The sequence below is a fragment of the Streptomyces sp. NPDC057099 genome (assembly GCF_042671245.1).
In the GTDB taxonomy this organism is placed as follows: Bacteria; Actinomycetota; Actinomycetes; order Streptomycetales; family Streptomycetaceae; genus Streptomyces; species Streptomyces purpurascens.
Map to the genome: position 1 here is coordinate 22,686 of NZ_JBHUTX010000046.1, position 20,089 is coordinate 42,774.

The 20,089-nt window shown below is 71.5% G+C and carries 19 protein-coding genes; 10 read left to right on the forward strand and 9 right to left on the reverse strand.

Going from position 1 to position 20,089, the window contains the following annotated elements; all coding sequences use genetic code 11:
- Positions 1 to 33: 33 nt before the first annotated feature.
- The gene (gene glgX, locus ACFT4A_RS34735; RefSeq protein ID WP_382838441.1) at positions 34 to 2,286 is read right to left on the reverse strand and encodes a glycogen debranching protein GlgX; all 2,253 of its coding nucleotides are present in this window, start codon (positions 2,284 to 2,286) and stop codon (positions 34 to 36) included.
- A 188-nt stretch (positions 2,287 to 2,474) separates the two neighbouring features.
- Between glgX and ACFT4A_RS34740 the strand changes: the two genes are divergently transcribed.
- The 6 genes from ACFT4A_RS34740 to ACFT4A_RS34765 all read left to right on the forward strand — a co-directional run bounded on the left by ACFT4A_RS34740 (position 2,475) and on the right by ACFT4A_RS34765 (position 8,768).
- Positions 2,475 to 3,719 (forward strand): Ig-like domain-containing protein, encoded by a 1,245-nt coding sequence (locus ACFT4A_RS34740; protein WP_382838444.1) that lies wholly within the window; start codon positions 2,475 to 2,477, stop codon positions 3,717 to 3,719.
- Positions 3,720 to 3,874: 155 nt separating this feature from the next.
- Positions 3,875 to 5,107, forward strand: coding sequence for an Ig-like domain-containing protein (locus tag ACFT4A_RS34745; RefSeq protein ID WP_382838448.1), 1,233 nt, complete (start codon positions 3,875 to 3,877; stop codon positions 5,105 to 5,107).
- Positions 5,108 to 5,196: 89 nt separating this feature from the next.
- A complete protein-coding gene (locus ACFT4A_RS34750) occupies positions 5,197 to 5,964 on the forward strand; it encodes an enoyl-CoA hydratase/isomerase family protein (RefSeq protein WP_382838451.1) in 768 nt (255 codons plus the stop codon).
- Positions 5,965 to 6,238: 274 nt separating this feature from the next.
- Positions 6,239 to 6,742 (forward strand): ATP-binding protein, encoded by a 504-nt coding sequence (locus ACFT4A_RS34755; protein ID WP_382581168.1) that lies wholly within the window; start codon positions 6,239 to 6,241, stop codon positions 6,740 to 6,742.
- Positions 6,743 to 6,865: 123 nt separating this feature from the next.
- Positions 6,866 to 8,044 carry a YncE family protein gene (locus ACFT4A_RS34760; protein WP_382838454.1) on the forward strand — a complete coding sequence of 393 codons (1,179 nt, stop codon included), beginning with the start codon at positions 6,866 to 6,868 and terminating at the stop codon, positions 8,042 to 8,044.
- Between the two features lie 91 nt (positions 8,045 to 8,135).
- Positions 8,136 to 8,768 carry an ADP-ribosyltransferase gene (locus tag ACFT4A_RS34765; protein WP_382838457.1) on the forward strand — a complete coding sequence of 211 codons (633 nt, stop codon included), beginning with the start codon at positions 8,136 to 8,138 and terminating at the stop codon, positions 8,766 to 8,768.
- Here the strand turns inward: ACFT4A_RS34765 and ACFT4A_RS34770 are convergent.
- Entirely contained in the window at positions 8,722 to 9,393 is a 672-nt protein-coding gene (locus ACFT4A_RS34770; RefSeq protein ID WP_382838460.1) for a GNAT family N-acetyltransferase, read from the reverse strand. The genes ACFT4A_RS34765 and ACFT4A_RS34770 overlap by 47 nt on opposite strands.
- A 49-nt stretch (positions 9,394 to 9,442) precedes the next feature.
- Here ACFT4A_RS34770 and ACFT4A_RS34775 point away from each other — a divergent pair, with 49 nt between their 5' ends.
- Entirely contained in the window at positions 9,443 to 10,357 is a 915-nt protein-coding gene (locus tag ACFT4A_RS34775; RefSeq protein WP_382838462.1) for a MerR family transcriptional regulator, read from the forward strand.
- Between the two features lie 48 nt (positions 10,358 to 10,405).
- Positions 10,406 to 10,618 (forward strand): EF-hand domain-containing protein, encoded by a 213-nt coding sequence (locus tag ACFT4A_RS34780; protein ID WP_189727755.1) that lies wholly within the window; start codon positions 10,406 to 10,408, stop codon positions 10,616 to 10,618.
- Positions 10,619 to 10,692: 74 nt separating this feature from the next.
- Here the strand turns inward: ACFT4A_RS34780 and ACFT4A_RS34785 are convergent, their stop codons facing one another.
- Together ACFT4A_RS34785 and ACFT4A_RS34790 are read right to left on the reverse strand one after the other, a co-directional pair.
- A complete protein-coding gene (locus ACFT4A_RS34785; RefSeq protein WP_382838467.1) occupies positions 10,693 to 11,484 on the reverse strand; it encodes an ABC transporter ATP-binding protein in 792 nt (263 codons plus the stop codon).
- Complete coding sequence (locus ACFT4A_RS34790) at positions 11,481 to 13,196, reverse strand: 2-isopropylmalate synthase (protein ID WP_382838470.1); 1,716 nt, start codon at positions 13,194 to 13,196, stop codon at positions 11,481 to 11,483. Before ACFT4A_RS34790 ends, ACFT4A_RS34785 begins: the two co-directional genes overlap by 4 nt.
- Positions 13,197 to 13,404: 208 nt before the next feature.
- On the opposite strand from ACFT4A_RS34790, the gene ACFT4A_RS34795 reads away from it, so the two are divergent.
- Both ACFT4A_RS34795 and ACFT4A_RS34800 read left to right on the forward strand, forming a co-directional pair.
- A complete protein-coding gene (locus tag ACFT4A_RS34795) occupies positions 13,405 to 14,097 on the forward strand; it encodes a FadR/GntR family transcriptional regulator (protein ID WP_382838473.1) in 693 nt (230 codons plus the stop codon).
- A gap of 88 nt (positions 14,098 to 14,185) precedes the next feature.
- On the forward strand, positions 14,186 to 14,848 hold the full coding sequence (locus ACFT4A_RS34800) for an NADPH-dependent F420 reductase (protein ID WP_382838476.1): 663 nt from the start codon (positions 14,186 to 14,188) through the stop codon (positions 14,846 to 14,848).
- Positions 14,849 to 14,861: 13 nt separating this feature from the next.
- Here the strand turns inward: ACFT4A_RS34800 and ACFT4A_RS34805 are convergent, their stop codons facing one another.
- The 5 genes from ACFT4A_RS34805 to ACFT4A_RS34825 form a co-directional block, all read right to left on the reverse strand.
- Positions 14,862 to 15,419 (reverse strand): glycoside hydrolase family 25 protein, encoded by a 558-nt coding sequence (locus ACFT4A_RS34805; RefSeq protein ID WP_382838478.1) that lies wholly within the window; start codon positions 15,417 to 15,419, stop codon positions 14,862 to 14,864.
- A 130-nt stretch (positions 15,420 to 15,549) separates the two neighbouring features.
- Positions 15,550 to 16,962, reverse strand: a complete 1,413-nt coding sequence (locus tag ACFT4A_RS34810; RefSeq protein WP_382838481.1) for an MFS transporter — start codon at positions 16,960 to 16,962, stop codon at positions 15,550 to 15,552.
- Between the two features lie 112 nt (positions 16,963 to 17,074).
- The gene (locus tag ACFT4A_RS34815) at positions 17,075 to 17,710 is read right to left on the reverse strand and encodes an HAD family hydrolase (protein ID WP_382838484.1); all 636 of its coding nucleotides are present in this window, start codon (positions 17,708 to 17,710) and stop codon (positions 17,075 to 17,077) included.
- 36 nt (positions 17,711 to 17,746) lie between these two features.
- Positions 17,747 to 18,736, reverse strand: coding sequence for an LLM class flavin-dependent oxidoreductase (locus ACFT4A_RS34820; protein ID WP_382838487.1), 990 nt, complete (start codon positions 18,734 to 18,736; stop codon positions 17,747 to 17,749).
- A gap of 104 nt (positions 18,737 to 18,840) precedes the next feature.
- Positions 18,841 to 20,049 (reverse strand): MFS transporter, encoded by a 1,209-nt coding sequence (locus ACFT4A_RS34825; protein ID WP_382838491.1) that lies wholly within the window; start codon positions 20,047 to 20,049, stop codon positions 18,841 to 18,843.
- Between the last annotated feature and the right edge of the window lie 40 nt (positions 20,050 to 20,089).

Genomic DNA, 20,089 nt, shown 5'->3' on the forward strand with positions numbered 1-20,089 from the left:
CAAAGCGGCAGCCCTACCGGGCGAAACGATGCCTCAGCCCGCCACCCGCAGCAGCAGCACCGCCCGCCCCGGCATCGTGATCTCCGTCCCCGCCCGGTGCTCCACGCCCGGCGCCTCCCCCTGCTCCTCCAGACTCGTGTCGACGACGACCTCGTACCGCTCCGCCCAGGGCGGCCCCGGCAGCTCGAATCGCACCGGCCCCTCGCCCGCGTGCAGCACGGCGAGGAAGCTGTCGTCGAGGATCTGCGCCCCGCGCTCGTCCCGGCCCGGGATGTCCCGGCCGGACAGGTACATCCCCAGCGTGGCGGCGGGCGCGTACCAGTCCCGCTCCGTCATCTCGGTGCCCCGGGACGTGAACCACGCCAGGTCGCGCAGCCCGTCCGCCGTCTGCGCCCGGCCCGAGAAGAACGCCCGGCGGCGGAGCACCGGGTGCCGGTGGCGCAGCTCGATCAGCCGGGAGGTCAGCTCGAACAGGGCACGCCACCCGGGATCCTCCAGGAGCCCCCAGTCCACCCAGCTGATCTCGTTGTCCTGGCAGTACGCGTTGTTGTTGCCCCGCTGGGTGCGGCCCAGCTCGTCGCCCGCGACCAGCATCGGCACGCCCGTCGACAGCAGCAGCGTGGTCAGCAGGTTCCGCAGCTGCCGGCGCCGCAGGGCCCTGATCCCCTCGTCGTCCGTCTCGCCCTCGGCGCCGCAGTTCCAGGCCCGGTTGTCGTTCGTGCCGTCGCGATTGCCCTCGCCGTTGGCCTCGTTGTGCTTGCGCTCGTACGTCACCAGGTCGCGCAGGGTGAAGCCGTCGTGCGCGGTGACGAAGTTGACGGACGCGTACGGCCTGCGCCCGCCCCAGGCGTACAGATCGCTGGAGCCCGACAGGCGGTAGCCCATCTCCCGTACGTCCGGCAGCGCGTGCCGCCAGAAGTCCCTTACGGCGTTGCGGTACCGGTCGTTCCACTCCGTCCACAGCGGCGGGAACGCCCCCACCTGGTAGCCGCCCGACCCCACGTCCCACGGCTCGGCGATCAGCTTCACCCGGCGCAGCACCGGGTCCTGGGCGATGACCGCGAGGAACGGGGAGAGCATGTCGACGTCGTGCATCGAGCGGGCCAGCGCCGCCGCCAGGTCGAAGCGGAAGCCGTCCACGCCCATCTCCGTCACCCAGTACCGCAGCGAGTCCGTGATCAGGCGCAGCACCTGCGGCTGGACCACGTGCAGGGTGTTGCCGCAGCCGGTGTAGTCGGCGTAGCGGCGGGGGTCGTCCTGGAGGCGGTAGTAGCCGCGGTTGTCGATGCCCTTCAGGGACAGCGTCGGGCCGAGTTCGCCCGCCTCCGCCGTGTGGTTGTAGACCACGTCGAGGATGACCTCGATCCCGGCCGCGTGCAGGGCGCGCACCATGCGCTTGAACTCGCCGACCTGCCCGCCTCTCGTCCCGGAGGCCGCGTAGGCCGCGTGCGGCGCGAAGTAGCCGATGGAGTTGTAGCCCCAGTAGTTCCCGAGGCCCCGGCGCAGCAGATGGTCCTCGTGCGCGAACTGGTGCACCGGCAGCAGTTCCACCGCCGTCACACCCAGCTTCACCAGGTGCTCGATCGCGGCCGGGTGCGCGAGCCCGGCGTAGGTGCCGCGCAGTTCCTCCGGGATGCCCGGGTGCAGCGCGGTGAAGCCCTTGACGTGCACCTCGTAGATCACCGAGTCCGCCCACGGGGTCTTCGGGCGGCGGTCGTCGGCCCAGTCGTCGTCATCGTGGACGACGACGCCCTTGGGGACGTACGGCGCCGAGTCCCGGTCGTCGCGCACGGTGTCGGCGACATGCTGCTGCGGCCAGTCGCGGACGTGCCCGTACACCTCGGGAGGCAGCGAGAAGTCCCCGTCCACCGCCCGCGCGTACGGGTCGAGCAGCAGCTTCGCCGGGTTCCAGCGGGCGCCGGTCCACGGGTCCCAGCGGCCGTGCACCCGGTAGCCGTAGCGCTGTCCGGGCAGCACGCCCGGGACGAAGCCGTGCCAGATCTCGTGGGTCAGCTCGCCGAGCCGGACCCGCGACTCCTTGCCCGCCTCGTCGAAGAGGCACAGCTCGACGCCCTCCGCCCCGCCCGCCCACAACGCGAAGTTGGTCCCCGCCACCCCGTCCGGGCCGACCCGGAACCGGGCGCCCAGCGGTGTCGCCGCGCCCGGCCAGGCGGGCACCATGGGCGGCGGTGCGGGCCGCCGTACGCCGTTCGCGGCGGCGGCCTGGCGCCCGTTCCCGGTGGCCTGATGGCCGGCCACCGCCTCCTGCTCGGCTGCGCTGGACACCTGTCAGCCTCCCGCGGCTCGTGGAACGACGGGGGACAGAGGGGTGCGGTCCTGTACTGCGGCCCGGGCCGCGGCTCCCCTGCGCGTCGTCCTCCCCACTGTTCTGCCCAGAGCGTGGGTCGCACTCACGTTTCCCCGGGGGCGGGCATGGTCGTTTCCCGGGGACGCGACCGGTCGTTGGGTACCCCGTGAGGCACGTACAAGGGCGCGCGCGGCGCGCGAGGGCCGCGCTGGCCGCCGTAGTGACATGGGCAGGGCTGCTGGCCGGGGCCACGGGCTGTACCTCGGACGACGCGGGGGGGATCGCGGGGGCGTTCGGCGCGCCCCCGGCGCCCGAGGACGTCATCAAGGTCTCGCCCGAGGACGGCAGCAGGGGCGTGCGCCCCGGACGGACGCTGCGGGTGCGCGTGCCCGACGGCAGGCTGGAGTCGGTGAAGGTCACCCGGTCCCAGGACGCGCAGGAGTCCCCGGTGCCCGGGCGGGTCTCGGCCGACGGCCTGACCTGGGAGCCCGACGAGAAGCGCCTGGGGCTCGCCGCCGAGTACACGGTCGACGCGGTGGCCGTGGACGGCGACGGCCACCGCTCGGCCCGGCACACCACCTTCACGACGTACGTCCCCGAGGAACGCTTCATCGGCTACGTCGCCCCGGAGAACCGTGCCACGGTCGGCACCGGCATGATCGTCTCCCTGGAGTTCAACCGGGAGATCGTCGACCGCGCCGTCGTCGAACGCGCGGTGCGGGTCACCTCCCGCCCGGCCGTCGAGATCCGCCCGCACTGGTTCGGCCGGAGCCGGCTCGACTTCCGCCCCGAGGACTACTGGAAACCCGGCACCCAGGTCACCGTCGACCTGCGCCTGCGCGACGTCGAGGGCGCGCCCGGGGTCTACGGCCTGCAGCACAAGACCTTCTCCTTCACCGTCGGGCGCGGCCAGGTCTCCGTGGTCGACGCCGCGCGGCACACCATGGAGGTCCGGCGCGACGGCGAGACCCTCGCCACCGTGCCGGTCACGGCCGGCGCCCCCGAGACGACCACGTACAACGGGAAGATGGTGGTGACCGAGATGCTCGACGTCACCCGGATGAACGGCGCCACCGTCGGCTTCAAGAAGCGCGACGGCAAGGGCGAGTACGACATCCCGGACGTCCCGCACGCCATGCGCCTGACCGACTCCGGCACCTTCCTGCACGGCAACTACTGGGCGGACCACACCGTCTTCGGTCGGAGCAACGTCAGCCACGGCTGCATCGGGCTGCGCGATGTGAAGGGCGGCGGTTCGGCCACCCCGGCCGGCTGGTTCTTCGACCGCAGTCTGATCGGGGACGTCGTCGAGGTCGTCAACAGCAAGGACAAGGAGGTCTCTCCCGACAACGGCCTCGGAGGCTGGAACATGGGCTGGAACGCATGGAAAGCGGGCAGTGCGGTGAAGTAGTCCGACAGGGGGCGGATCGACCCCGCGTTCCGTTGGGACGGAACAGTGACAATCGCGGACCGCCGGTGCCCGGTGCCTTGTGGTTACTATGCGCCGGGGCGCGGGGGACGCGCAGGGGTTGTGGGCCTGACCAGGCCCGGGGAGGGGAGTACGACTTGAACGGGCGACCGATATCGGGGGCGTCGGTTGGGGGCAGGCACGGACTGCTCGCGCTGATACTCGGCGTGCTGCTCCTCACCGTCACGGCGTGTGGCGGCGGGGAGAGCGGGGCCGGTGCCGGCGGGGGCGACGGCACCGGCAAGGGCTCCGACAGCGCGCAGAGCAAACAGTCCGAGGCCGTCGTGAGCATCACCCCCAAGGACGGCGCCAAGTCCGTCGACACCAGCGGGAAGCTGAAGGTCACGGCCGCCAAGGGCAAGCTGACCGAGGTCGAGGTCAAGGACGCCAAGGGCAAGAAGGTCGACGGCGAGATATCCGGCGACGGCGCCACCTGGACGCCGTCCGGCCATCTGGCCGCCGCCACCAAGTACACGGTCCACGCGGTCGCGAAGGACTCCGAGGGCCGCACGGCCGCCGAGGACGCGGGCTTCACCACGCTGACGCCGGAGAACACCTTCACCGGCACCTTCACTCCCGAGGACGGTTCGAAGGTCGGCGTCGGGATGCCGTTCTCCATCCGCTTCGACCGGGGCATCACCAACCCGGAGGACGTCGAGAAGGCCATCCGCATCAAGACGGAGCCGGCCGTGGACGTCGAGGGCCACTGGTTCGGCAACGACCGTCTCGACTTCCGACCCGAGAAGTACTGGAAGACCGGCACCAAGGTGACCGTCGACCTGAACCTCGACGGCGTCGAGGGACGCTCCGGCGTCTACGGCGAGCAGGACAAGACGGTCGACTTCACCATCGGCCGCAACCAGGTCTCCGTCGTGGACGCCAAGAAGCTCACGATGAAGGTCATGCGCGACGGCAAGCTGTTCAAGACCATCCCGGTCACCACCGGCAAGCCCGGCATGGAGACCTGGAACGGCCAGATGGTCGTCAGCGAGATGCTCCCGGTGACCCGGATGAACGGCGAGACTGTCGGCTACGGCGGCGAGTACGACATCAAGGACGTGCCGCACGCCATCCGCCTCACCACCTCCGGCACCTTCCTGCACGGCAACTACTGGGCGGGCGGCGCCTTCGGCGAGTACAACGCCAGCCACGGCTGCATCGGCCTGCGCGACGTGCGCGGCGGCTGGGACAAGAAGGTGCCGGCCGCCTGGTTCTTCAACCACTCGATGATCGGCGACGTGGTCGTCGTCAAGAACTCCGAGGACCGGATCGTCGACCCGGACAACGGGCTCAACGGCTGGAACATGTCGTGGGAGAAGTGGAAGAAGTAGCGCCCGGCTCACGATGAGCCGACGACGAGGGCCCCGGTGTGACGGACAGCACCGGGGCCCTCGCCGTTAGTCGCCGTTAACCTGCTCCCATGACCGTCTCTCTCGAAGTCGCTGAAGGCGTCGGCACGCTGCGCCTGGACCGCCCGCCCATGAACGCGCTGGACATCGCCACCCAGGACCGGCTGAAGGAACTCGCCGAGGAGGCCACGCGCCGCGACGACGTGCGGGCCGTGGTGGTCTACGGCGGCGAGAAGGTGTTCGCGGCCGGCGCGGACATCAAGGAGATGCAGGCGATGGACCACGCCGCGATGGTCCTGCGCTCCCGCGCGCTGCAGGACTCGTTCACGGCGGTGGCCCGTATCCCCAAGCCGGTCGTCGCGGCCGTCACGGGCTACGCGCTGGGCGGCGGCTGCGAACTCGCGCTGTGCGCGGACTACCGCATCGCCGGCGAGAACGCCAAGCTCGGCCAGCCCGAGATCCTGCTCGGCCTGATCCCCGGCGCGGGCGGCACCCAGCGCCTGGCCCGTCTGGTCGGCCCCTCCAAGGCCAAGGACCTGATCTTCACCGGCCGGATGGTGAAGGCCGACGAGGCCAGGGAGATCGGCCTGGTGGACCGGGTCGTGCCCGCCGACGAGGTGTACGCGCAGGCGCACGCCTGGGCCGCCAAGCTGGCACAGGGCCCGGCGCTCGCGCTGCGCGCCGCTAAGGAGGCGATCGACGCCGGCCTGGAGACGGACATCGCGACGGGCCTGACCGTCGAACGCAACTGGTTCGCGGGCCTGTTCGCCACCGAGGACCGCGAGCGCGGCATGCGCAGCTTCGTGGAGGAGGGGCCGGGCAAGGCCAAGTTCCTGTGAACACCCCTCCAGGGGCTTGCAATTGACACGGCGTCTGATCCGGGTCCCTCGATGGGGCGGTTTATCGCAGCCTTAAGGGAGCCTTAAGCGTGTCCGGTCGGGGAATGTTGTCGCTTGCCCCGAAAGTGGCCGTTTCCGCAGGTCATACGGGCTGCGGAAGGCTCCGAAGTGCCTCTGGCACATGCCGTCCGACTGCCGTTTCGGGGCCCGTCGCGGGGGGTCCATTCCCCGGGAACGGCCCCGTCGGGCGCCCTGGACGGCCATGATGGGGGGCATGGCGGGGCTGGAGGGTATGGAACAGCCGCGGGGACACGCACATGCGGCCGCGGCGCGTTGGTCGCCGACCGTCGAGGACGAACGGGCGCTCAAGGCGCTGGAGTTGTACGGCAATCCGACGGAGGCAGAGGTTCCACTGCCGTCCCGCCCCGAGTCCGCCGCCACCGCCAGACGGCTCACCCAGGTCGTGGTCCTGCGTCACTGGGGGCTCACCCCCAAGATCACCGAGGAAGCTGTCCTCCTCGTCTCCGAACTGGTCGGCAACGCCGTACGTCACACCGGCGCCCGCGTCTTCGGGCTGCGTCTGCACCGGCGCCGCGGCTGGATCCGCGTCGAGGTCCGCGACCCCTCCCGGGGGCTGCCCTGTCTGATGCCGGTCCAGGAGATGGACGTCAGCGGCCGGGGCCTCTTCCTCGTCGACAAGCTGGCCGACCGCTGGGGGGTCGATCTGCTGCCCCGGGGAAAGACGACGTGGTTCGAGATGCGGGTCGTCGACCGCTGACGGCCGCTTGTCGCCTGCCGGTGGCGGCCGGGGCTCGACCGGGGGTGTGACCTGCGACGACTCACCTGGATGTCGATCGGGCGAATCACCGGTTTCCCCGTGAAACGCCCCTTAAATGGTCCAATGCACCGCCACTTCCTCAAGAGCACCCTCGTCGCGGGCGCCGCCCTCGCCGTCCTCGCCGCCTGCGGCACCCAGGGCGAGGAGCGGACCTCCGAGACACGCCCCACCAAGGCCGCCGTGCCCGCCCCGCCCGAGAAGAAGACCGTCCAGGGCCTGCCGGGCATGCCGCCCGTCCTCGACCCGAAGGACGTCTACGCGGCCGACCGCCCCAACAAGCTGTCGCCCGTGGTCAAGGGCTTCCCGTCCCGGGTCTACGTCCCCAACACCGAGTCCGACACCGTCTCCGTCATCGACCCGAAGACGTACGAGATCATCGAGACGATCCGAGTCGGCCGGCAACCCCAGCACGTCGTGCCCTCCTGGGACCTGAAGACGCTCTGGGTCAACAACAACCGCGGCCACACCCTCACCCCGATCGACCCGAAGACCGGCAAGGCGGGCAAGGAGGTGGAGGTCCACGACCCGTACAACCTCTACTTCACGCCCAACGGCAAGTACGCGGTCGTGATGGCCTCCCTCGACCGCGAGCTGGTCTTCCGCGACCCCCACACCATGGAGATCAAGAAGACGGTCCCGGTCTCCTGCTACGGCGTCAACCACGCCGACTTCTCCCTCGACGGCCGCTACTTCATCGTCTCCTGCGAGTTCAGCGGCGAGCTGCTCAAGGTCGACACCGAGAAGATGAAGGTCGTGGGGCAGCAGCGGCTGCCGTTCGAGGGCGCCATGCCGCAGGACGTGAAGGTCTCGCCGGACGGCAAGAGGTTCTACATCGCCGACATGATGGCCCACGGCATGTGGGTCCTGGACGGCGACAAGTTCACCGAGCCCACCCTGCTGCCCACCGGCAAGGGCTGCCACGGCCTCTACGTCAGCCGCGACTCCCGCGAGATGTTCGTCTCCAACCGCGGCGAAGGCACCGTCTCCGTCTTCGACTTCACCCGGAACAAGCTCACCAAGAAGTGGGACCTCCCCGACGGCGGCAGCCCCGACATGGGCGGCGTCTCCGCCGACGGCAAGGTCCTGTGGCTCTCCGGCCGCTACGACTCCGAGGTCTACGCCATCGACACCCGCACCGGCGCCCAGCTCGCCCGCATCCCCGTAGGCAGCGGCCCCCACGGCCTCGCGGTCTACCCACAGCCAGGCCGCTACTCCCTCGGCCACACGGGCATTTTCCGGTGAGCGCCATCTGCCGTCCACCGAAGGGAAGTTGACACGCCCTGATCGGGTGAGGGTCCGACGCCCGGCGCCGCGGACCCGCCATCGTGCCCTCGTGATCACCATGACCCTGCGGCGGCGGATCGCTGCCGCCGCCTTCTCCCTCGCGGCCGTTCTCACCACCACGGCCGCCACGCCCGTCCAGGCGCCCGTCCCGACCATCGCAACGGCTGCCGCCACAGCCGCTGCCGCCCCCGCGCCGACCGCCTGTCCCGTCCGGTTCACCGACAAGATCAAGGCCGCCGCCGACCGCCGTGTCGACGTCGACCGCATCACCCCCGAACCCTCCTGGCGCACCAGTTGCGGCACCCTCTACCGCGCCGACGGACGCGGCCCGTCCGTCATCTTCGATGAGGGCTTCCACCCCAAGGACGTCATCGCCGGCCAGTACGACCTGGAGAAGTACGTCCTGGTCAACCAGCCGTCCCCGTATGTGTCGACGTCGTACGACCACGACCTGTACAAGCAGTGGCGCTCCGGCTTCAACTACTACGTCGACGCCCCCGGCGGCATCGACGTCAACAAGACCATCGGCGACACCCACAGGTGGGCCGACCAGCACGAGGTCGCCTTCCCCGGCGGCGTCGCCCGGCAGTACATCATCGGCGTCTGCCCGGTCGACAAGCAGACCAAGACCGAGATCATGAGCAAGTGCGAGAGCAATCCGCATTACGAGCCCTGGCACTGAGCAGCGCCTCCGAGCCCACGGGACGGTAGCCGGCCGCCTGGAACGCCCGCAGACTACGGGCGTTCCCCGCCGACACCTGGGCCCACACCGGGGCGTCCCCGACCAGGTGCCGTGCCGCCTCCACCAGCCGCCGCCCCAGCCCCCGCCGCCGCGCCTCCTCCACCACCTCGACGGCGACCTCCCACCGCCCGGCCACCCCACGGCCGAGGACGAGGAGCCCGCCATCGGCCGCCCACACCTGCACGTCGTCGCGCCGGCGGCGTGCGGAGACCACCCGTGGATGGCCGGGATCGTCGATCTCCGTCAACGCGAGCGGAGGCTCCCCGGGCAGCGCGCCGCCGGTCAGCAGCACGTCGATCGTGTCGGACGTACGCCCGGTGCGGTCCATGAGGGCCGCCAGGAAACGGGCGTTCATCGTGGCCGCGAGACCGTCGCAGTCGGTGCCGGCCAGCGTCCGGCGTATCCACCCGGGATCCTCGTCGGTGAAGACGACGGAGTGGGCCGTGAAGGCGAGGACCCCCGCGTCCCGGTGCGAGGGCTGGTTCACGATCGTCGTCCCGCCGTCCGCCGGCGGGAAGACGCCTCGGGCCGCCGCGTCCAGAATGTCCCGCAGAGTGTCCGCCACCGACGCGCTCCTTGAGTCTCCACCCACTGGAGGGCCCAGACTCCCAGACATGACCGACGAAGCCACCGGACTTCTCACCATCGGGGAACTGGCCCGGGTCACCGGGCTGACCGTGCGCACCATCCGCTACTGGTCGGACGAGGGCGCGCTGCCCCCGGTGGGCCGGTCCGCGGGCGGGTACCGGCTGTACGACTCCGCGTCCGTGGCCCGCCTGGAGCTGATCCGTACCCTGCGCGAACTCGGCCTCGGCCTGGCGGACGTCCGCCGGGTCCTGGCCGGCGAGGCGACGGTCGCGCAGGTGGCCGCCGCGCACGTGGTCGCGCTGGACGCGCAGATCAGCTCGCTCAAGGTGACCCGTGCGGTGCTGTCGACGGTGGCGAAGCGGGGTTCCAGCGCGGAGGAGATGACACTCATGAACAGACTGGCACGGCTCTCGGCGGCCGAACGGCGGCAGATCGTCGAGGACTTCATGGCGGAGGTCTTCGAGGGGATCGACACGGCCGCCCCGGACATCCGCCGCAGGCTGCGTCTCGCGGCCGCCGAGCTGCCCGACGACCCCACACCCGAGCAGGTCGACGCCTGGGTGGAGCTCGCCGAGCTGATCCAGGACCCCGGCTTCCGCGCCCAGATGCGGCAGCTGATCGAGTTCAACGCGGCCGACCGGGGGCCGGACGTCCCGGCCGGTTCGTCCCTGTGGTTCGTCAGCCGGCTCGTACAGCTCGCGGCCGACGCCCGGCAGCGCGGCATCGCCCCCGGGGCACCGGAGGCCGACGACATCCTGAGGGACCTGCTCGGCGACACCGACCGGGCCGCCGTACTCGAACGCCTCACGGCCGCGGCCAACGTACGGGTCGCCCGCTACCGCGAACTCCAGGCCGTCGTCAACGGCCTCGACCCCCAGCCGACCCACGACGAGGAGTTCGCCTGGGTGGTCGCCGCGCTGGAGGCGCGCACGGCCAGTTAATCTGACCTGCGTCAGCACGACGCAGAACACGAGAGTAGGGGCGGATCGGTGGCGGACATCGAGGAAGCACGCAAGCAGTTCGAGCGGATCGATACGGACGGCGACGGATTCATCACCGCTGCCGAGTTCAAGACCGCCCTGGCCCGGTCGGGTGACTGGAACGTCACCGAGTCCGTCGCCGAGGTCGTCATCAAGACCCGCGACCTCGACGGCGACAAGCAGCTGAGCTTCGACGAGTTCTGGGCCTACCTGAACAAGTAGTCGCCCGCTGCTGGAGGCGCTCCGCTTCCTGAACGAAGGGGCCCGGTCCGACCTCGGTCGGACCGGGCCCCTCGTCATGCCCCGCGAGCCGTGCGCACGCTCCAGCGGCCCTCCCGCCGTTCCAGGGCCAGCGACAGGTCGAAGCACTTGCCGAGCCGGTCGGCCGTCAGCACCTCGCCCACCGGACCGCCGGCCAGCGGACGGCCCTCGCGCAGCAGCAGGGCGTGCGTGGTGTGCGGCGGCAGCTCCTCCAGATGGTGGGTGACCAGGACCGTCGCCAGCCGCGGATGGTCCCGGCGCAGCTCCTCCAGCGCCCCGATCAGCCGCTCCCGGCCGGGCAGGTCCAGGCCGGTGGCCGGTTCGTCCAGGAGCAGCAGCCGGGGCTCGGGCATGAGGGCCCGGGCGATCAGCGTCCGGCCGCGCTGGCCCTGGGAGAGGGTGGGCCAGCGCGCCTCACGGTGCTCCGCCAGCCCCAGCGTCCGGATCAGCCGCTCCGCCCGTTCCTCCTGCTCCGGCGTCGGACGCCAGCGGGGCAGCGGCTCCACGGAGTTGGTCAGGCCGGTCAGGACGACGTCCCGTACCCGCAGCGGCGAGCCGAGCGGATGCCGAGGATCGACATGCCCGACGTGCGCGCGCAGCTCCCGCAGATCGACCCGGCCCAGCCGGTGGCCCAGCACCTCCACGGCGCCCCGGGTGGGGTGGACGAGCGCGCCGAGCAGACGGAGCAGGGTGGACTTGCCCGCGCCGTTGGCCCCGAGCAGCGCCCAGTGCTCACCGGCCCGGACCGTGAGGGACACCTCCTGAAGGATCGGCAGGCCCTCGCGTACGACGGCCACGTCCTCGGCGCGCAGAACGACCGCCGTCACCGCAGCGCCCGGTTCACCGCGGACAGCACCGCCCGGACGGACGCGGCCAGGGCCGAGGAGTCCCGGCCCGCGCCCCAGCACGTCGTACCGCGGACACGGCACTCGGCGAAGGCGTGCGCACCGTCGTCACCGGCCTGCTCGTGGAAGTCGAGCACCTCCACGTCGGCTCCCGCCCCGGCCAGCGCGTCGACGAACGCGGAGACCGGGCCGCTGCCGGTGCCCTCGTAGTCGCCGGTGCGCTCACCGGTCCGCAGCGTGCAGACGAACCGATGGCCGCCGCCGGACTCGTCCGGGTGCACGGACCAGGCCTCCAGGGCCACCTCCCCGTCCTCCACCACATACGTGGCCCGGAACAGCTCGTACAGTTCCTTCGCCGCCATCTCCCGGCCGCTGTCGTCCGTCGCCCGCTGCACCGCCCGGGAGAAGTCCGGCCGCATGCGCGCGGGCAGGTCGACGCCGTGGTGGGCGCGCAGCAGATAGGCCATGCCGCCCTTGCCCGACTGCGAGTTCACCCGGATCACCGCCTCGTAGGAACGGCCCACGTCGGCCGGGTCGACCGGCAGGTACGGCACCGACCAGGGCGCCTGCCGCTCCGGCACGCCCAGCTCCCGCGCCCGCTCGGCGTGCCGGGCCAGACCCTTGCTGATCGCGTCCTGGTGGGTGCCCGAGAAGGCGGTGTGGACCAGGTCCCCGGCGTACGGGTGGCGCGGGTGCACGGGCAGCCGGTTGCAGTGCTCGACCGTCTCCCTGACCGTGTCGATGTCCCGGAAGTCGATCATCGGGTCGACGCCCTGGGCGTACAGGTTCAGCGCGAGGGTCACCAGGTCGACGTTGCCGGTGCGCTCCCCGTTGCCGAACAGGCAGCCCTCGACGCGCTGGGCACCGGCCAGGACGGCCAGTTCGGCGCAGGCGACCCCGGTGCCGCGGTCGTTGTGCGGATGCACGGAGAGGATCACGCTGTCGCGCCGGGACAGATGGCGGTGCACGTATTCGATCTGGTCGGCGTAGACGTTCGGCGTCGCGATCTCCACGGTCGCCGGGAGGTTGTGGGTCACCGGCCGGTCCGGGCTCGCGTCCCACAGCTCGGTCAGCCCGTCGCACAGTTCCAGGACGAAGTCGGGCTCGGTCAGGTTGAAGGTCTCCGGGGAGAACTGGAAGCGGACGTACGAGGCCCGGTCCGCCCGGCGGGCCATGTGCTCGGCGGCCTCCCGCACGGTCCGCCGCACCTCCGTCCGGTCCCGCCCCAGGACGACGTCCCGCCACACCGGCGAGGTCGCGATGTACAGGTGCACGACGGCCCTCGGCATCCCCTCGATCGCCTCGAAGGTGCGGTCGATCAGGTCCCGGCGGGCCGGGGTGAACACGACCGGCGTGACATCGTCCGGTACGGCGTCGCCGGTCGCCAGGTGCCGTACGAAGTCGAAGTCGGCGCGGCTCGCGGACGGGTAGCCGACCTCGATCTCCTTGAAGCCCATGCCGGTCAGCAGATCGAAGAAGCGGCGCTTGCGGGGCGTGTCCATCGGCTCGGCGAGGGCCTGGTTGCCGTCGCGCAGGTCGACGGGGACCCAGAGGGGAGCGCGCTCGACACGGGCCGCGGGCCAGTCGCGGCCGGCGGCGGGGACGTGCACGCGGTCCTGGAAGGGGCGGTAGCGGTGGAAGGGCATGGGGCCCGGGCGCTGGGGGTTCCAGGCCGGGGCGGGGGTGGTGGTCATCGTCGGCTGTGGCCTTCGGCTCGGTCGGACGGTGACCGGCAGCACGGCGCCCCGCGGCGGGGTGCCGGTCGCGTCAGGCCCCGCCGCGGCAGCCGAGAAGAAGGAGACCGCGGAACGTCATACGCCGTACGCTAGCCACTCCTCAGCTCCTCAGACAAGTGAAACCTCGGTAGAATCCTCCCACTCCTCAGACAAGTTGGTGAAGCACATGCCGCTCGGCGCCGTCCGCCCCAGCCCCCTGGTAGAGCAGGCCGCCGCCCGGCTGCGCGAACAGATCACCGGCGGCCACTGGCCGGTCGGCACCAAGCTGCCCGGCGAGACGACCCTCGCGAAGGAACTGGGCGTGGGCCGCTCGACCGTCCGCGAGGCGCTGCGCGCCCTGGCGGGAGCCGGGCTGGTGCAGCCCCGCCAGGGCGCCGGCGTCTTCGTCCTCGCGATCGAGCCGGTCGAGGACTGGCCCACGCGACTGCGCCGGGCCGCCGTGACCGACGTCTACGAGGTCCGTATGGCGGTCGAGGTCCACGCCGCCCGGCTCGCCGCGCGCCGCCGCACACCGGAGGACGTCACGGCGCTGTGGGCCGCGCTGGAGGGCCGCCGCGCCGCCTCCGCCGCCGACGACGCCGCCTTCGTCGACGCGGACATCGCCTTCCACGCCGCCGTGATCGCCGCCGCCCGCAACCCGGTGCTCGCCGACCTGTTCACCGAGTTCACCCCGGTCCTGCGCGAGGGCCTGATCGAACTCCTGACCCTGACCGGCCTGCGCGTCCACGACCCGAACACCGCCGACGACGCCCACGAGGCGCTCGTCCGTGCGGTGGCGGACGGCGACGCGGACGGAGCGGCCGAGGTGCTGCGCGCCGAACTGGAGGACCCGTTCGCACCGGCCGGGAAGCCGGAATAGCCCCTCCGCCCCGGAGGTTGACCCTGGTCACGAAGGCTCCGCGAGGAGGCCCGGGCGCTATCGATCCCCGGAAGGGCGAGGCGAGGACATGAAGATCGGCATCATCGGAGCGGGCAACATCGGCGGCAATCTGACCCGGCGGCTCACCGCCCTCGGTCATGACGTCTCCGTCGCCAACTCCCGGGGCCCGCAGACCCTCACGGCCCTCGCGGAGGAGACCGGCGCGACACCCGTGACGGTCGAGGAGGCGCCGCGCGGCGCCGAGATCGTCGTGATCACCGTCCCGCTGAAGGCGGTCCCGGACCTGCCGTCCGGCCTCCTCGACGAGGCGGCGGACGGCGTCGCTGTCATCGACACCGGCAACTACTACCCCAGGCAACGGGACGGCAGGATCGCCGCGATCGAGGACGACGGCCTCACCGAGAGCCGCTGGACGGAACGCCGGATCGGCCACCCGGTCGTCAAGGCCTTCAACGGCACCTACGCCCAGGACATCCTGGAACGCCCCCTCCCGCCCGGTCACCCCGACCGCATGGCCCTCCCGGTGGCCGCCGACGACGAGCCGGCCAAGCGCAAGGTACGCGACCTCATCGACGCCCTCGGCTTCGACACGGTGGACGCGGGCGGCATCGACGACTCCTGGCGCCAGCAGCCCGACACCCCGGTCTACGGCCTGCGCGCCGGCACGTCCGCGGTCACCAGGGCCCTGTCGCAGGCGTCCCCGGAACGCACGCCGGGGTTCAGCGGCTAGGGCACCCGGCCGGTCAGGCGTCCTCGGCCCATCTCCGCAGCGCCGCCTTGCTCTCGAAGTCGGCCACGTTCTTGTCCAGCGGGTCGTCGGTGTACTGGTGGAAGCGCCACTTCGCCTTGATGCGGGGCTTGCCCGCGGAGACGTAGTCGGCGATCCACAGGCCGTCGCCCGCATAGGAGGTCTTGTCGACCGTGAGCCAGTAGTTCCGGTTGCAGTAGAGCACCACCTGGTTGTTCGGCCGGAGGTCCTTCAGCTTGCGGATGAACAGGTCCTTCTCCGCGTTGCTCGCGTGCGTGCCGTTGCTGGTCGTCTCCCAGTCGACGGCGAGGATGTCGCCCGGACGGTCCGGGGCCTTGCCGACGAAGTACTCGGCCTGGGCGGTGAGGTTCCCTGGCCACAGGAAGTGGTAGAAGCCGACGACCAGTCCGGCATCACGCGCCCGCTTCGTCTGGGCGGCGAGCTTGGGGTTGACGTAGGAACGCCCCTCGGTCGCCTTGACGAAGACGAAGGAGAGGCCGTCGGTGCCGTAGGAGGAGGACTGGTAGGCGCTCACGTCGATGCCGCGCAGCATGGGGGCTCCCTCTGGTGCGGGTGGGGCGGAAGTTCCCTTGGTTCGGGGGTTGTTGTTATGCCCCGCGACGGCGGCGGTACGCCGGGCGCGAGGAGGCTCGCGACCCGGCGGTGGTGAACGCCGGTCGGTCTCAGGAGGTGGGGGAGGGGGCCGGAGCGCTGGTCGCGTCGTCGGCGGAGACGGCCTCGCGGTCGTCCAGGGCGACGTGCTTGGTCTCCTTGCCGAGGAGGAGCGCGATCATCGTCAGCACGGCCATCGCCGAGAGGTAGACACCGACCAGCCACGGCGAGCCGTCCCCGGCCTCCCACAGGGCCACGGCGATGAACGGGGCGACCGCCGCCCCGAGGATCGAGCTGACGTTGTACGCGATGCCGGAGCCGGTGTAGCGGACGCTGGTCGGGAAGAGCTCGGGCAGGAGCGCGCCCATCGGGCCGAACGTCATGCCCATCAGGGTGAAGCCGAGGACCAGCCACAGCACCACGCCGAGCGTGCCCAGCTCGATCAGCGGCACCCAGACCAGTCCGAAGACGATGATCGCGGCGGTGATCCAGATCAGCGTGGCGCGCCGCCCGTACCGGTCCGCGAGCGGACCGGAGATCAGGGTGAACGCGGCGAAGAACAGCACCCCGAAGATCATCATGAGCACGAACGTCGTGTAGTCGTACCCCAGTCCGGGCACGGCGCCGTCCTTCGCCGCGCGTCCGTAGCTGAGCGAGAAGGTGGTCATCAGGTAGAAGAGCACGTAGGTCGCCAGCATGATGAAGGTGCCCAGGACCAGCTGCTTCCCATGGCTGCGCACCACCGTGGCGAGCGGCAGCCGCCGCACCCCGCCGGTCTCGCGGGTCTTGGCGAAGACCGCCGACTCGACGAGCCGGGAGCGCACCCACAGGCCGATCGCGACCATCACGGCGGAGAACAGGAACGGGATGCGCCAGCCCCAGCTGACGAAGGCGTCCGAGGGCTGCGAGGGGTCGGCGCCGGCCGCGGACGGCAGCAGCGCGCCGATGACCAGGAACAGGCCGTTGCCGATGATGAAGCCGAGCGGGGCGCCCAGTTGCGGGAAGGTGCCGTACAGGGCGCGCTTGCCGCTGGGGGCGTTCTCGGTCGCGACCAGGGCGGCGCCGCTCCACTCGCCGCCGAGCGCGAAGCCCTGCGCGAGCCGCATCAGCACGAGCAGCGCGGTGGCCACCCAGCCGGCCTGGGCGTAGGTGGGCAGAACGCCGATGAGGAACGTGGCGATGCCCATGGTCAGGAGCGAGACGACGAGTGTCTTTTTGCGTCCGAGCCGGTCACCGAGGTGCCCGAAGACGATGGCGCCGATCGGCCGGGCGACCATCGCGGCGCCGAAGACCGCGAAGGACGACAGCAGCGCGGTGGTCGGGTCGCTGCTCGGGAAGAAGAGCTGGGGGAAGACGAGCACCGCGGCGGTCGCGTAGATGTAGAAGTCGTAGAACTCGATCGTCGTGCCCATGAGGCTGGCGACGAGGACACGGGACCGCGGGTTGACGGGCGTGGTGGCTGAACCGGTGGCTGGTGCGGGCATCGCTCGGTCTTTCACGTTTGAAACATGGGTAATGCAACGATGTCAGCCGTCTTGTTTTTCGGTATTGACGTCTCGCATGGTGAGATATCGGACGGGTGCCGCCCGTCGGCACTCAACTCGGACTCCGGCCCGTGAACCCGGGCAGCCACGCGTCGACGGCGGTCGCGAGTTCGTCCTGGCCGGTGAAGACGTGCCCGTCCATGCCGACGGCCCGCGCCGCGCGGACGTTCTCCTCGCGGTCGTCGATGAAGAGGAAGTCGGCGGGTGCGGCCCGCAGGGCGATGACGCAGTGCCGGAAGGCGGCCGGGTCGGGCTTGGCGGCGCCGATCCTTCCGGAGAAGGCGAGGTGGTCGAGGTCGTGCAGCCAGGGCTGGGCGGCGAGGAAGGCGTCCGCGTGGTCCGCGGGGATGTTGGACAGCAGGGCGACCCGAGCGCGCTCGCGCAGGTTCCGCACGTAGGTGACCATGCGCCCGTCGACCCGGGACCAGCTGTCGATGTCGGTGAGCCGCAGCTCCTCGACCGTGTCGGCGTCGGCGGGGCGGGACAGCGCGTGAAGCACGTCGGTCCAGTACGCGGACGCGGTCTGCAGGCCGGCGTCGTAGGGCGGGCGGTGGGTCCAGTAGGCCGTGGTGAAGGCGTCGGTGGAGGTGTGGCAGCGGGCGGCCATCTTCTCCGGTGCGCCCGGGCGCTGGTGGCGGGCTATGACCCCGAAGAGGTCGAAGAGCACGATGCGGCGGTCGGTGGACATGGGGGTCCGTTCCCTTGGGTGTCGGGGGCGTTCGGGTCAGTGCCGGTGGGGCAGGGCGCGGGCGAGCGCGTCCAGTGCGGCCAGGCGGTCGGGGCCCGCCGGGGCGAGAACGACGCTGGTCGCGCCGGCGGCATGACGGGCGTCGATCGCCTTGCGGGCCTGGGCGGGGGTGCCGGCGATGCTCAACGCACGGACCCAGTCGGCGGGCATCGTCCGGGCGAAGTGCCGGGCGTCGGGGCCGGCGGCGCGGTGTGCGCGCAGTTCCTCGGCGAAGGGCAGGGGGTCTATGTGCGCGGCCCACTGCGGCTCACCGACCGATTCCAGGGCCGCGCGGACGCGGGTGAGGGCGGCTTCCTCGTCGTCGTCCACGGCGGCGGCGTCGTAGACGACGATCTCCGGAGAGTTCGCGGCGGCGGGGCCCAGGTTGCGCAGGGAGGCGGTGATGTAGCCGGGTGCGGCGGGCTCGGCCAGCAGGAGTCCGTCGGCGACCTCGCCCGCGACCGCCTGCGACTTGGGGCCGCGGACGCCCAGGATCACCGGGGGGACGATGTCCGGGGTCTCGGTGATGACGACGCCTTCGCAGCGCACGTAACGGCCGTTCTCGGGGCCGGGCTCACCGGCGATGAGCAGGCGCAGCGCTCTCGCGTACTCCTTGATCAGCGTCAGGGGGCTGGCGGGCCAGGACCCCACCTGGCGCATCCAGCCGGGCATGCCGTGACCGATTCCCGCGATGAGCCGTCCGGGGTGGAGCTGGGCGAGCGTGGCCAGTTCCATCGCGGCGAAGGCCACGTTGCGGGCGCCGGCGGGCATGATCCCGATCCCCACCGTGAGGTTCGTGGTGGAGGCCAGGACGGTGGCGGCCTGGGCGACACCGCCGCGCCAGCCGAGGTCCTCCACCACCCAGACCTGGTCGAACCCCAGCTCCTCGGCACGCCGGACATAGGGCAGCACCTCTCCCACGGGGAGATCGAGCGGCAGCATGACACCGACACGGCCGCGAGCGGGGTGTGCGTGGGACTCGGGCATCGGGGACTCCTTCGGTCGGCTGAGGGCGTTCCTCCCTGGCCTCGGGTGGCCGGGGAAAGAGAGCTTGTGCGGCACGGCTGTCAGGGACCGTGCCGCACAAGCGGTCAGTGGGTGTCGGCCGGCATCTCGCGCCGACGGGTGCGGTCGGGTCCGGTGCGCAGGACGCCCGCGCCCACGGCGGTGGTCACGCACAGCAGGGTCAGCAGGACGAAGGCGTGGTTGAGGGCGACGACGTGGGTCAGCCAGCCGATCACGGCGGGGCCGGCGAGCATGCCGACGTAGCCGAGTCCGGCGACGCGGGAGACGTTGGCCCCGGCGGCGGTGGGGTCGGCGTGCCCGGCCGCGCTGAACAGCTGCGGGACGCATCCGGACAGGCCCAGACCGAACAGCGCCCAGCCGGTGAACACGGCCCACATCCACGGGCCGAGCACCACGAGGGTGATGCCGACGGCGGCCATGATGGCGCCGTGGCGCAGGATCGCCAGGGATCCGAACCGGGCGACGAAGCGGTCGGCCAGCAGGCGGCCGACGGTCATCGCCGCGGCGAAGGTGCCGTACGCGAAGGCCGCCGCGCCGGCGGACGCACCCAGGACGTCCTTCATGTGCAGGGCGCTCCAGTCGTTGGCGGCGCCTTCGCACAGCATCACCATCAGCGCCAGGACGGCCAGCAGCCAGACCCGGCCCGTGCTGCCGCCACGCTCGACGGCCGGTGACGTCCCGGGCGCCTCCGCGGAGCCGGGGCTCTCGACGGCGGGAGCGGCGGGCAGCAGGGCGCGTGCCGAGGCCAGGGAGATCACCACACCCACGGCTCCCATGGCGGCCATGCCCGCGGCCGGGTGCAGGCCGGCGCCCGCCGCGCCCGCTCCGGCGAGTGCGGCGAGGACACCGCCGACGGAGAACGTGGCGTGGAAGCCGGACATGACGGGGCGGCCGTACGCCTTCTCCACGTGAACGGCGTGGGCGTTCATGCTCACGTCCAGGCAGCCGTTGCAGAGTCCGAAGACCAGCAGTGCGCCGGCCAGCGTCCACGGATCCTGGGCGAGACCGGGCAGGAACAGGGTCGCGCCGCAGAGGACGCCCCCGGCGGGCACCACGACCCGGGTGCCGAGCCGGTCGGTCAGCGGACCCGCCACCTGCATGCCTACGAAGGCCCCGAGCCCGAGCACCACCAGCAGGCCGCCGAGGGTGGCGTGGCTGATGCCCACGCGTTCCTCGATCGCGGGTATGTGCACCACCCAGGTGCCCAACAAGGTGCCGTACAGGACGAAGTAGACATAGGTCGCCACACGGGCGGCTCGCAGGGAACGTTCCATACCGCCCAGCGTAACGAACATATTCGATGTTCGGAAACCG

Bases quoted from the DNA above. Each gene is read 5' to 3' on its own strand.
- ACFT4A_RS34750 (WP_382838451.1), top strand. From the start codon at position 5,197: ATGACCGTCTCTCTCGAAGTCGCTGAAGGCGTCGGCACGCTGCGCCTG.
- ACFT4A_RS34755 (WP_382581168.1), top strand. From the start codon at position 6,239: ATGGCGGGGCTGGAGGGTATGGAACAGCCGCGGGGACACGCACATGCG.
- ACFT4A_RS34760 (WP_382838454.1), top strand. From the start codon at position 6,866: ATGCACCGCCACTTCCTCAAGAGCACCCTCGTCGCGGGCGCCGCCCTC.
- ACFT4A_RS34775 (WP_382838462.1), top strand. From the start codon at position 9,443: ATGACCGACGAAGCCACCGGACTTCTCACCATCGGGGAACTGGCCCGG.
- ACFT4A_RS34790 (WP_382838470.1), bottom strand. From the start codon at position 13,196: ATGACCACCACCCCCGCCCCGGCCTGGAACCCCCAGCGCCCGGGCCCC.
- ACFT4A_RS34795 (WP_382838473.1), top strand. From the start codon at position 13,405: ATGCCGCTCGGCGCCGTCCGCCCCAGCCCCCTGGTAGAGCAGGCCGCC.
- ACFT4A_RS34800 (WP_382838476.1), top strand. From the start codon at position 14,186: ATGAAGATCGGCATCATCGGAGCGGGCAACATCGGCGGCAATCTGACC.
- ACFT4A_RS34805 (WP_382838478.1), bottom strand. From the start codon at position 15,419: ATGCTGCGCGGCATCGACGTGAGCGCCTACCAGTCCTCCTCCTACGGC.
- ACFT4A_RS34810 (WP_382838481.1), bottom strand. From the start codon at position 16,962: ATGCCCGCACCAGCCACCGGTTCAGCCACCACGCCCGTCAACCCGCGG.
- ACFT4A_RS34815 (WP_382838484.1), bottom strand. From the start codon at position 17,710: ATGTCCACCGACCGCCGCATCGTGCTCTTCGACCTCTTCGGGGTCATA.
- ACFT4A_RS34820 (WP_382838487.1), bottom strand. From the start codon at position 18,736: ATGCCCGAGTCCCACGCACACCCCGCTCGCGGCCGTGTCGGTGTCATG.
- ACFT4A_RS34825 (WP_382838491.1), bottom strand. From the start codon at position 20,049: ATGGAACGTTCCCTGCGAGCCGCCCGTGTGGCGACCTATGTCTACTTC.